General features: G+C 74.5%; 4 protein-coding genes. All 4 read left to right on the forward strand.

Annotation, left to right across the window (positions count from 1 at the left end; genetic code table 11):
• Positions 1–26: 26 nt before the first annotated feature.
• From ABD481_RS26910 to ABD481_RS26925, 4 genes are read left to right on the forward strand one after another with little or no spacing between them, the layout of a single operon-like run.
• Positions 27–4,568, forward strand: coding sequence for a DUF6603 domain-containing protein (locus ABD481_RS26910; RefSeq protein WP_344668549.1), 4,542 nt, complete (start codon positions 27–29; stop codon positions 4,566–4,568).
• A gap of 8 nt (positions 4,569–4,576) precedes the next feature.
• On the forward strand, positions 4,577–6,985 hold the full coding sequence (locus ABD481_RS26915) for a hypothetical protein (RefSeq protein WP_344668550.1): 2,409 nt from the start codon (positions 4,577–4,579) through the stop codon (positions 6,983–6,985).
• On the forward strand, positions 6,978–11,003 hold the full coding sequence (locus tag ABD481_RS26920) for a hypothetical protein (RefSeq protein ID WP_344668551.1): 4,026 nt from the start codon (positions 6,978–6,980) through the stop codon (positions 11,001–11,003). The genes ABD481_RS26915 and ABD481_RS26920 overlap by 8 nt, the downstream gene beginning before the upstream one ends.
• A 15-nt stretch (positions 11,004–11,018) precedes the next feature.
• Positions 11,019–12,815 (forward strand): hypothetical protein, encoded by a 1,797-nt coding sequence (locus ABD481_RS26925; RefSeq protein WP_344668552.1) that lies wholly within the window; start codon positions 11,019–11,021, stop codon positions 12,813–12,815.
• Positions 12,816–12,847: the final 32 nt, after the last annotated feature.

Genomic DNA, 12,847 nt, shown 5'->3' on the forward strand with positions numbered 1-12,847 from the left:
CGTACCGACTGAGGGGGGACGACACGGTGGACCTGGCAGTCCTGAACAGCCATCTGAGCACGCTCGGCAACCCGCTGACCCTGGCCGCCGACGACCAGGGCCTGCCCGCCGCGCTCCGGGACTTCCTCGGCGGGGTTCCCACCGGGACGCTGACGATCGCCTACGGATCCACCGGTCCCCAGGTGGCCGGCGGTGTGCTCGCCGTGTCAGGGGCCTGCCTGGGGCCGGACCCGTGGCCGGTCGACGGTCTGGGCGCCGCGGCGGTGTCGGTGGGGTCGGTGGAGATCCGGTGCACCGCCGACGACCAGGTGTCGGTCACCGCGAGCGGTGAGCTCGTGCTGAACACCGCCGCCGACGCGGCCGGCGGCTCCGCCGGCGCCGCCACGGCCGTCCAGGCACCGGTCACCCTCGCCTCCCAGCCGCCGGTCACCGCCCTCGACGGCAGTCCGGTCCGGCCCTGGCTGGTCACCCTGGCCTCCGACGTCGCGGGCGTCGCCCCGCTCGACGTCGTCGCGCTGGCTCATCCCGGCGGCATCGTGGTCGCCGAGCCCGCCGGGCTCGACGCCCTGGGCCGACAGCTCACTCTCTCCGCCTCCGGGTTCGGCATCACCTTCTTCCCCAACACTGGCTACCCGGCGACCCTGACCTTCGAAGTCGGCGTCCCCGGCCTCGGCTGGACGCCCGTTCCGGGCCTGTTCACGCTGACCGGGACCGGCCTGCGCGGCACGGTCTCGGCGACCGGCTGGGCACTGGTGGTGTTCGGGCGCTTCGACGTCGGCGGCGTGCCCATGGAACTCAGCGTCGGGCTGTCGGACGCGACGCTGCTAACCGCCGTCCTCAAGCCCACGGGCGCCTCCGCCTTCCCCGGCCTTGCGGCGCTCGCCACGTGGCTCGGCGGTGCGGCCACGGACACCGGCACCGGCACAGGCACCGGCACCGATTCCGGCACGGGCACCGGCACCGACCCCGATCAGGGCCTCGACCCCGGTGTCGGCTCCGGTCCCGGCAGCTCCCCGGACGTGAGCCCGATCGGCGGCGACGCCGCCGCCGTCGACGCCGCGATCCGCTCCCTCACCGTCCAGTTCGACGCCGCGACCGCGACGCTGCGGCGCGCCGAGGTCGTCACCGAGCTGACGCTCGGCGCGCTCCATCTCGACGTGGCCTTCCGCTATCCCGAGGGCGCCGTCGTCGGCGGCTTGCACAACGGCGAACCGCTGGTCCTGGCCGCCGTCCTGGCCTCGCTCGACCTGCCGGACGCCGGGCTGTCCGCCACGACGCAGATCACCGAGGCGACGTTCTCGGCGGTGCCGGCCTTCGGCTCCTACAGCGCCGACCTGACTGTCGACACCGATCTGCCCGCCGGACCGCTGACGATCAAGCAGGTCTTCGTCGGCGTGTCCCGCACTGCCGCCGGCGGTGTCACCGGCCAGCTCGGCGGCACCATCGCCTTCGCCTCGGGCGTCGCGGTCGACCTGCTCGCCGAATACGTCGACAGCACCACCGGCTGGGTGTTCAGCGGCGGCATCGGCCCGGACGCCGAGCTGCGCATCGGCGATCTGCTGGCCGATCTGGCCGCCGCGTTCGGCGCCGCCGGCGTGCCCGAGCCGGTCAAGCAGCTGGTGCTGACCGAGATCGCGGTGTCCTACCAGACCGGGACCGGAGCCTTCTCGTTCAGCTGCACCGGCACGCTGACGATCGCCGACACACCGGTCACGGCCACCATCGACATCGCCGTCAAAGCTCTGCCGGACGGGACCCACGAGACCGTCTTTGGCGGCCATCTCACGCTCCACGATCTGCGCTTCGACCTCGCCTTCGGCACCGCCGGAACCGGGGGCGCCGGCTCGGAGATCTTCGTGGCCTCCTACAGCCACACCGGGGCCGCGCAGACCATCAGCCTGCACGACCTGGTCGCCGACGTCTCCGGGACCGCCGCGCAGCTGGTGCCGTCCGGCCTGGACATCGGGCTGAGCGATGCCCGGCTGCTGTATCTCAAGCCCGCGTCCGGGCCGCCGGTGTTCGCCCTCGGACTCGTGCTGTCCGCCGCCGTGGATCTGTCGCAGCTGCCTTTCATCGGCGACAAGCTGCCGCCCGAGGAGACCCTGGCCGTCGACGGACTCCAGATCTGCTACTGCTCCGCGGCGCTGACCGCCGAGCAGCTCACTCAGCTCGGCGGGCTGCTGCCCCCGACCGCCACCCCGCTGCCCGCCGGGCCGTTGGCGTCCGGAGTGAGCGTCGCCGCGCGGTTGCAGGCGGGTCCGGATCAGAAGAACGCCGCGCTGAGCCTGGCGCCCGCACCCGCCGCAGGGTCCGCCGCACCCACTGCGCCCACAGCACCCACTACGCCAACTACGCCCGCAAAGCCCGCCCCCGCCGGCTACTGGCTCGACGTCCAACGCCGCCTCGGCGCCGTCCAGATCAACCGCGTCGGCCTGCTCTATCAGGACGGCGCCCTGTTCGTCGGCCTCGACGCGGCCATCACCCTGGGTCCGCTGTCCCTGTCCCTGGAAGGGCTCTGCTTCGGCTCGCCGCTCACCGAGTTCGTGCCCGAATTCCGCCTCAGCGGCCTCGGCCTGTCCTACGCCAGCGGACCCCTGACCATCTCCGGCGCCCTGCTGCGGATCCCGGAGGACCGGCTGGCCCCGGGCATCGCCTTCCAGTTCGACGGCACGGTGCAGATCACCGCGGAGGAACTGGCCGTCGCCGGACTCGGCTCCTACGCGCAGTTCACCGACGGCCGGCCCTCGCTGTTCGTCTTCGCCCAGCTCGAAGCCGCGCTCGGCGGACCGCCCGCGTTCTCCGTCGACGGGCTCATGGCCGGCTTCGGCTTCAACCGGACGCTGGCGCTACCCGCCCCCGACGAGGTCACCGCCTTCCCACTGGTCGCCCTGGGCACGCCGAGCGCCCCTGGGCACCCGGCGGCCGCGCAGGACCCCGGGCACCTGCTCGACGTGCTCGAAGGGCGCGCGCCGATCACCCCCGGCGGCACCACGCGGCCGTGGATCGCCCCGCAGCCCGGCGCGATGTGGCTGGCTTTCGGCGTCGCGTTCACGTCCTACCAGCTCGTCCACACCAGAGCCCTGCTGGTCGCCGACATCTCCGAGCGGTTCAAGCTCGCGGTGCTCGGCAGCTCGGTGCTCCGGCTGCCGCAAGCCGCCGACTCGCCGCAGACCTACGCCTACCTGGAACTCGGCCTCGAAGCGGTGCTGGCCCCGGAGGACGGCACCTTCGGGCTGACGGCCGTGCTCAGCCGCAACTCCTATGTGATCGCGCCCGAATGCCATCTGACCGGCGGCTTCGCGGTCTCGGCCTGGTTCGGGGACAACCCGCACGCCGGAGAGTTCGTGCTCACTCTCGGCGGCTACCATCCGGCGTTCGCCGTCCCCGGCCACTTCCCGACCGTCCCGCGGCTGGGGTTCAGCTGGGCCGTGAGCGACACCGTCGCCATCTCCGGCAGCGCCTACGCCGCGCTGACCACCTCGTGCTTCATGGCCGGCGGCCGGCTGGAGGCCCTGTTCCAGGACGGCGGGCTGCGCGCCTGGTTCACCGTCGAGGCGGACCTGCTGGTCTCCTGGCGGCCGTTCTTCTTCACCGGGCACTTCGCGCTGTCGGTCGGCGTGTCGTACTCGTTCAGCGCCCTGGGCATCCAGAGCACGATCTCGGCCAGCGTCGGCGCCGGGCTGGACCTGTGGGGCCCGCCGACCGGGGGGACGGTCTCGGTCGAGCTGTGGCCGGTGTCCTTCACCGTCGCCTTCGGCGCGCCGCGCAGCCCGGCGGCCGACGCGCCGCTCGGCTGGACGCAGTTCCGCGACCTGCTGCCGCCGCCGGACAGCCGCGTGGTCGTCCAGGCCGCCGGGGAGGTGCTCGACACGCTGCCCGCCGGCGCCACCGGACCCGGCGGCGCGGCCCCGGGCGGCAAGACCTGGGTGGTGCGGGCCGCCGGCTTCGCCTTCCGCACACAGTCGGCGGTGCCGGCCAGCGAACTGCGGTACGGCGCCGCGCCGACGTCCCCGGACAACCACACCGCCTCCGCGATCGACATCAAACCCATGAACCTCACCGGTGTGTCCTCAGTGCACCGCCTGACCGTGCGCCTCGGCACCCCGAGCGGCCCGGCGCTCGACGTCGGCGGCTGGACGCTGACCCCGCGCACGGCCGCCGTCGCCGACGCGCTGTGGGGCCAGCCGCCCGCCGCCTTCAGCCAGATCCCGGCCCGGCCCGCCGCCGAGGTCCTCACCGGCCGCCTCGTCGGCTACGACGTGCGGACCCCGGCCCCGGCGCTGGGCGCCAACCACGGCACCATCCCGGCCGCCGCCCTGGCCGCCGACTACGTCGCCGAGACCGTCCTGCCGCTGCGGCCCGGCACGTCGCCGACCCGCTACCGCCCGCTGGCCGACCCGCACTCGGTCGACGACATCGCCCGGATCGCGGGCAGCGCCGCGCCGCGCGGCCTGCTGCACGACCGGCTGGTGGCCGTGACCGGCTTCGCCGGCCCGAACGGCGCCCTGGACCGGCTCGCGGCGTCGGCCGGACACCTCTACAGCGACTCGCCGATGCGGGAAGGGTGAACCGACCGATGACCGTTCCCACCGAACTGGCGCTCGGCGACCTGCGCCTGTACGACAGCGACGTTCCCGCGCTGGCCGCCGGCACCTACTACATCGAGGTCGCCCACACCCTGGACCACGCGGGGGTGCCGGTGACCACCGACGAGCTGGTCGCGCACCAGGCGTTCGTGGTGACGGCGCCGCAGTTCCGCATCGATCCGGCGGCTGTGCGCTCGGCCTATCCGCCGGCCGAGAGCTCCGGCCGCTACGGCACGGTGCTGCCGTACGTGGTGCTCGACGACCCGATGCTGCCGTTCGAGCGGCCGATGCCGGATCCGGCGAACCGGCAGCCGTGGCTGGCGCTGCTGGTGTTCCGGCCCGGCGAGCTCGACGGCGGCCAGGACTCGCCCACCGCGGTCCGGACGACCACGGTCGGGCAGTTCCTGACCCCGGCGTCCGGGCGGCGGATCCCCCAGGTGAGTCCGGGCCTGGAGACGGCGCTCACGGATTCGTGTACGTACATTTCCGTACCCGCGCCCGTGTTCCGGACGGTGGCGCCGCGCCTGGTCGAACTGCGCTTCCTGGCGCACTGCCGCCAGGCCTCCGTCGTCGACCAGTCGGGGACCGGGACTGGGGCCGGGACTGGAGCCGGCGCCGGAGCCGGGACCGGAGCTGGAGCCGGGACCGGGGCCGAGGCTCTGGCCGGCGTGGTCGTCGGCAACCGCTTCGCCACGATGCCCGCACCCGGCGCCGCCCCGGTCCGCACCATCGCGCACCTGGTCTCCCTGGAGGGCCTGGGCCCGCTGCTCGACGGCGGCAAAGCCCTGGCCGACACCGACACGGTCGACATGATCTCGCTGTACTCGTGGAGCTTCTGGTCGTACGACGACGGCGCCGGCGACTTCGAGAGCCTGGCCCGCGGCGTGGTCACCCGGCCCGCCGAGCCGGGCCGGGCGGCCGGCCCGGCCGACCTGCTGCTGCGCCTGCCATTGCCCGCGGTGCCCGCGCCGCCCGCCTCCGACCCGCCCGGGCGGGAGGTGGCCGACCGGCTGACCGAGGGCTTCGTGCCGCTGGAGTACCGGATCGCGACCGGCGAGACCAGCTTCGCCTGGTACCGGGGCCCGATCAGCCCGGTCCCGGGCGTCCCGGCCGCCCAGCGGTTCCGCAGCGCCGACGCCGCGCGCGGCTTCGTCGGCCCGTTCGGCGTCTTCGACCTCTCCCTGGCCGCCGCCTGGCAGGCCGGTCGGGCCGCCGCGCTGGCCGACCCGGCGTTCGGGCGGCTGCTGCTGGACTTCCGGCGCCGGACCCACGCCCTGGTCGACAGCCTCTACCAGCGGCTGGCCAGCGACCACTTCACCGCCTCGCAGGTCGCCGCGCTCGACACGTCGACGACCGCCCAGTTGGACTTCCTCAGCGTGCTGACGGCGCAGTTGCTCGCCGACGCCGGACGCGGGCCGGAGCCCGGCGCGCCGCCCCCGCCGTCACCGGGGGCGGCCGCGCCGGCGCCGGACCCCGATCCGCAGACCGCGCTGACCGCTTTCTTGGCCGACGCCGAGGTCCAGGCACTGGTCCTGGCCGCCGTCCGCGACGACCTGGACCCGATCGCGAACTGGCTGGCGGGGCTGCTGCTGCTCGAACACCTCCCGTTCGCCCACCTCGTCGCGGACGAGCGGATGCTGCCGAGCGAGTCGCTGCGCCTGGGCTATCTGGACCCGGCGTGGCAGGACGCGCTGCTCGACGGCGCGCTGTCGCTCGGGATCGACTCCAGCCTGCGCGCCCTCTATGCCTCGCTCACCGGCGACCTGGTCCGCGCCGCGGCCTTCGAGGCGGTGCAGGTCCGCCGCTCGGGGCTGCTGGGGACGGCGCCGCCGCCGGTCGTCTACCCGGCCCGGTCCGACCAGAGCCCGGTCACGGCCCTGCTGGTGCGCTCGGCGCTGGTCACCGGGTGGCCGGACCTCGCCGTCCGGGCCCGCGACGACCGGTCCGTGCCGATCCCGGCGCTGCGGATGGCGCGGCTGTCGCCCAGCGTGCTGCTGTGCCTGTTCGCCGGGATCCCGGCCGGGGTGACGCTCAGCGAGCCGCCGCACGGGCTGCGGTTCGGCGTCGACGACAGCGGCCACGTCGCCCTGCGCCAGCCCCGCGCGGGCGCCGCGGGCGCGCCGGTGCTCGGCACGGTCCTGGCCGGCCGACCGCCGGTCCCGGTGCTGGACCCGACCGGGCAGCAGGCGCTGGCGCTGCGCGACCGGGAGACCGGGGTGCTGAACCTGGACCCGCACGACCCCGGCGGGCTGATCGGCCGGCTGGCCGCCGCGCTGGACGCCGCCGTCCCCGACCCGTCGCGGGTGCTCGGCCCGGCCGACGTGGCCCTTCAGATGATCCAGTCGCCCGAGGCGTTGCTCGTCGGCGCGCGACCGAGGGTGGAGCCGACCCATGTCTGAGCCCGTATTGGTGGTCCCGGTCGACGTCGAGGCCCTGGTGGTCAACGACGCGGTGCTGCGCCGCGACTCCTTCCGCTGGTGGCAGTACAACTACCAGGCGCTGAAGCAGTTCCGCAGCCCGGAGGCGGAGGCCGGGGACCGGGGCGTCGGCGGGCAGCCGCTCGGCGTCCACGTCAGCTGGTCGCTGCCGCGGGCGCTGCGCCACGGCACCCAGGACCCGAGGACCGGCGAGATCGGCTACCCGCTGGTGCCCAACCGCTGGCTGGTGCTGCGGCTGTCGGGCCTGCAGCCCCGGCGGGCCACCGGCTGGGTGATCGAGAGCGACTGTCCTTACACGTCCCAGGTCAAGCAGGTCGGGGTCGAGCGGACCAGCATGTATCTGCCGACGCCGGACACGATCCGGGCCTGGCGGGCCAGCTCTGATCCCTACCGCCACGCCGTGACCCTGGACCCGGCGGCCACCGAGCCGCAGGTCGCCAACCTCGGCATCCCGTTCCCGCTGGCGCAGGGCTGGAACGAGCGCGCGTCCGCGCCGATGTTCCTCACCGCCGTGGCGCCGGGGAACCCGGCGTTCGGGGCCTACGCGCCGCACAACCTCGGCGTGTTCACGTTCATCGACGACCTGAAGGACCTGTCGCCGGCCGGCCCGCTGCAACTCAGCTATCTGATCACCGGCTGGTACTCCGACCCGACGGCCGACGTGCTGGCCCAGTGGGCGCATCCGGCGCCGGGCCCGCAGAGCCCGGGTTCGCAGAACCCGCCGAGCCCCGATCCCTACCAGGCGCTGCTGGACCGGTTCGGCTGGACCGTCGCCGGGCCGCCCGGCGCGCTCCGGGCCACCCGCAGCCTGTACCGGGGCAGCGCGCTGGACGTCGGATGGGATCCGGCCAAGCCCCCGGCCGACGATCCGCTGCAGACGATCCGGGGGAGCGGGCAGTTGCAGGTGGCGCTCGGCAACACCGCCGAGGACGCGTTCCTGGCGCTGGTCGGGCGGCGGCTGGCGGCCGCCGGACATCCGGCCGGGACGGTGGCGCAGCTGCGGGCGTTCCTGTACGGGCTGTTGCCGCTGGCGAACGAGCCCAACGGCGACGCGCTGGTGCGGCGGGCGATCGCTCAGCGCTGGTTCGGCGCGCATTCCGGCGGGCAGCACTGGACGGTCGCGGCGGCCGAGGCCGGTGGCAGTGGATCTTCCGGGTCTTCTGGTTCTTCCGGTTCTGCGGGCGCTCCCGGTGCTCCCGGCGCTCCCGATCCGGAGCCGCCGGCCTGGCTGGACAGTCTCAACGCCGACCAACGGCGGCTCGACGTCGCCGTCGCGAATCTGAAGAAGGCTCAGTGGGACGTCAACGCTCTGTGGTGGAAGCGCGGCCGGTACCCGACCGACTCCTTCCCCACCGCGCCGCCCGGGGTCCCCTCCGTCAGCCTGCTGGACGCGCAGCTCGACCCGAGCCGTCCCAGCAGTGCCCTGGCGCAGCTGCTGGACGTGCTGCAACGCGTGCTGGCCGCGATGCCGAAGGTGCCGCAGCCGAACACCGTCGGCGCCACGACCCCGCAGCAGGCGCTCCAGCGCGGCATCGCCGACTTCGCCGCGCGGCAGGGCCTGCCGGCCGACCAGACGCTCAAGGCCCTGCCCGCGGAACCGTTCTGGCAGGCCGCCGACCCGGTGGTCATGGTGTCCGGGGTCGATGCCTCGCACGAGGCCGACGCCGGCTCGACGCTCGCGGTGCGCCCGCTGGCCACGGCCGTGACCTCGCTCACCGTCGGCGGTATGACGATCGCCGCGCCGGCCGCCCGCTCGGTCGTGCCGGGCGTGTCGGGATTCGGCGGGCCGCCGGAGATCATCACCACTCTGCTGACCGAGTTCGTCCTCACCGACCCGGCGTCCGCGACGGCGCTGGCGGCCTTCACCCACCTCCCGGTCCAGGTGCTGACCGACGCGATCGCCGCGCACCGGCCCGCCGACTACGCCGGCGTGCTGCCGGCCACCGGACTGGCCCGCTGGGCGCAGCCCTGGCGGCCGCTGTTCGCCGAATGGCAGGTCCGCTACCTCGACGTCCCGCAGCCGCCCGGCGCTCCGGCCTGGCGGTTCGACGGCGCGGACTACACCTGCGCGCCGGGCACGCCGGCCGGCCGGACCCGCACCGTCGGCGGCATCAGCCTGATCGGACCGCACGCCCCGCAGGTCTTCCGGGCGCGGCTGGCCGAGTTCGTGAAGCAGTACGGGTCCGGCGACGACCTGGCGCGGCTCGACGCCTGGATCGGCGAAATCGGCGGCTGGCGGTTCCTGAGCCAGGAGCTCACCGGCTTCTCGCAGCTGCTGGCCGGGCGCGACCGGCGCGGCTTCCGGCGGCCCGGGGCGCAGGAGCGGATCGGCGGGCGTCCGGCCGCTGACCTGCTCGGGTATCCGGGCGCTGGCACGGCGGCCGGGTCCGGCGGGTCCGGTGCGTCCGGCGGTTCTTCCGGGTCCGGCGGTTCGGCCGGATCTCCGGCCCCGGCGCAGTCCCTGCCCGACCGCTACCGGGGCGCGGTCACCAGCGTCCCGTACCTGCCGGCCGGGACCGACGTGCCGTTCTTCGGCGTGCGCCAGGGCCAGATCGTGTTCCAGGAACTGGTGCTCTACGACCGGTTCGGCCGGGTGCTCCCGGTGATCCTGCCGGGCTCCGGCAGCGGCCTGTACACGGCCGAGAACTTCCCGCTGGTCGTCGACCCGGCCCTGGCCCCGACCGCCGTGCTCGACCCCCGCGCCGCCGCCCCGGCCCAGCTGCCGCCCCGGCTGTCGCAGCCGGCCCGCCTGGACTTCGCGCTGCTGGACGCCCGGACCGGGGCGAACAGCGCCCTGATGGCGTCGGCCGATCCGGTCGGCGGCTGGGTCCTGCCCAACCACGTGGACCGCGCGCTCCTGCTCTACGCCGCCGACGGTACGGCGCTGGGCGAGGTCAGGGTCCTGGTCGGGCCGAACGGCACCCGCACCGGGACCTGGACGCCGCCGGCGCACAGCACGGTCGCGTCGGTGGCCGACGTGACCCGGCTGGCCCCCATGGTGGGAACGCTGCTCGCCTCGCCGATCCTGGCCTCCGCCTCCGGGTTCGCCGCGTTCCTGGAAGCCATCGACTCCACGCTGTGGACCACCGATCCGCTCGGCGGCCGGGCCGACCAGAACCTCTCGGTGCTCATCGGCCGTCCGCTGGCGCTGGTCCGGGCCCGGGTGCGGCTGGAACTGGACGGGCCCGCGATCACCGACGCCGGCTGGGCCGCCACGCTCACGCCGCCGCTCCCGGAGTTCCTGCACCAGCAGTTCGCGGTGCGGCTGGGGGACCAGGCGACCCGGGACGACGGGCTGATCGGCTACTTCGCGGCCGGCGACGGGGCGGTGTTCAACACCGTCGCCGCGCCGGTGGCCGATCCGGCGGGCGCGGCGGCGGCCGGGCTGCGGCCGATCGGCGCCGCGCTGCCCGACGGGACCGCCAACTACCTGTGGCGCCGGTGCGTCGTGCCGGTGGCCGGGCTCCAGGGGTCCAGCGAGGCGGCCGATCCGGCCGACGAGATCGTGATGCTGCTCGATCCGCGCGGCAGCGTGCACGCGACCACCGGGATCCTGCCCACCCGCGCCGTCGGACTGCGACCCGAGCGGGTCAGCGCGGCCTTGTCGCGGCTGGAGGTGTCGTTCCAGGTCGGCGCGGCGCTCGCGGCGATCCGGCCGACGGCCGTCCCGGCCGGGCAGACCCCGCCGTTCCCGGAGTCGGTGGACTTCCCGCGGCCGGCGGAGGACCGGGGCGCGTGGTCGTGGTGGCAGCCGGGGGTCGGCGGCGGCGCGGATCCGGCTGTGAACGCCGCTGCGGACCCGGCTGCTGATCCGGCTGCTGATCCGGCCGCGGGCCCGTCCGCGGACCCGGTCGTGTGGACCGGCTACGGCGTGGCCGACCCGGGCACCGACGCCGCGCTGCGGCCGTCCGCCAACCTGCTGCTCGACGGCGTGCTGCACCTGGTCGTCGATGCCAGACCGACTTCGTCCGACGGCTGAGAAGGGACCATATCCATGGCGACATGCCTGCTCGACTACGCGTTCTCCACAGCGCCCATCCCGTTGCAGGTGAACGCTCCCGGCGCGACGGCGACCTCGCGCGTCAACCTCGCGGTGTTCAACCCCACGCCCGGGGTGCTCTGCTCCCAGATCCTGGTCGCGGTCCCGGTCGGCACCGGGGCCGCCGACCTCTTCCTGGAGCCGCCGTTGACGTCGGTCAACACCGCGAAGTGGGCGATCTCCAGCCAGGACGTCGTCAAGGGCGAGGAGCTGGGGCTCGGCGAGGGCACCTTCGCGACGATCGTCTTCCAATGCCGGGACCAGGCCGACTACGGGGTCGGCTACTCGTTGGTGCTGAGTGTGGTCGGCACCGTCAACTCTACGGTGGGGGAGTTCACGTACATGATCCAGGAATGGTCCGGCACCTCGCCGGACGACTTGAATCCCAAGGTCGGCACCTTCCCGCTCAGCAAGCAGGAGGCTGTCTTCACCCTGACCAACTTCACGGCGGTCGCGGTGGACAAGCCCACCGTGCCCGGCACGGCCTTCGCCAACGGGCAGCCGCTGCGGCTGGCCTGGGAGAGCACCGGCACCTGGTTCGAGCTCTACGCCAAGGGCAACCCGGCGCCGCTGCACGCCGGGCCCGAGACCTCCTACGAACTGCCGGGCGGCCTGTCCGCCGACACCCAGTTCGTCCTCGTCGCCTCGGTGACCGGCGACCCGTCCCACGACTCGCCCTCGCCGGGCTATCAGTCCATTTATCTGTACGACGCGCTCACCCTGGTGGTCACCGACCCCGACCTGACGCCCCGGACCGTCGCGGCCCAGAACACGATCACCGCCGGCGGCGCCCTGACCGCCGCTTCCGCCACGGTGACCGGCGCCCTGGGCGCCGGCTCCGCGACGGTGACCGGGGCCTTGAACACCGGCTCCGCGACGGTGACCGGGGCTTTGACCACCGGTTCGGTGACCACTGGCGGCCTGACCGCCAACGCCCCGGCGAAGGTCGCCTCCACCCTGGAGGTCACCGGCAAGGCGACCCTGGCCGACACCTCCGCCGCCACTCTCGCCGCCGGAGCCGTCACCACCGGCCGCATCACGATCACCGGCCCCAACGACTCCCTCCACGTCCAGGGCGGCGAGCTCTGGGTCGACACCGGCAACCGCAACGCGGCCCAGGTCTTCAACACCGCCGGCCTGTATCCGACCGGCTGGTTCCAGAACCGCTCCGGCCGCCTGGACAACAAGGTGACCGGCGTCGTCGGCTGGGTGGTCAACGCCAGCGACTGCGGCCTGTACACCAACGGCCGGATGATCGCCGCCGGCGGCCTGGCCGCCCTGACCCACCTGCCCACCCGCACCGGCCACCGCGTGGTGACCTCGCCGCTGGCCCCCGAGGCCGAGGTCCAGCTCACCGGCTCGGCGCACCTGGCCAACGGCCGGGCCCGCGTGGTCTTCGACGAGGACGTGGCCGACCTGGTGTGCTTCTCGCAGCACGCGCCCTACCGGGTCCTGCTGACGCCGACCGGCCGCTGCGCGGGGCTGATCGTGGTGGCGAAGGCCGCGGACCACTTCATCGTCGAGGAGGCGGCCGACGGGTACAGCGACGCGTCGTTCGACTGGATGGTGGTGTCGCGGGTGCGCGCCGACGGCGAGCCTTCGGTCGCGATGCGGCTGCCCGCGCAGCTGCCGGAGGCGCAGCGGCCGCCGGCGGGTGGTGGGGAGTCGGGTGGCGCGGCTGATCATGGTGCTGATGGCCACGGTGCTGATGACCACGGTTCGAGCGGCGCGGTCGACGCCACGGCGGAGTAGCGACTCCGACCCCTGAGACCGGTCCGGCCCTC

The organism is Catenulispora yoronensis (genome assembly GCF_039531695.1).
Classification (GTDB): Bacteria; Actinomycetota; Actinomycetes; order Streptomycetales; family Catenulisporaceae; genus Catenulispora; species Catenulispora yoronensis.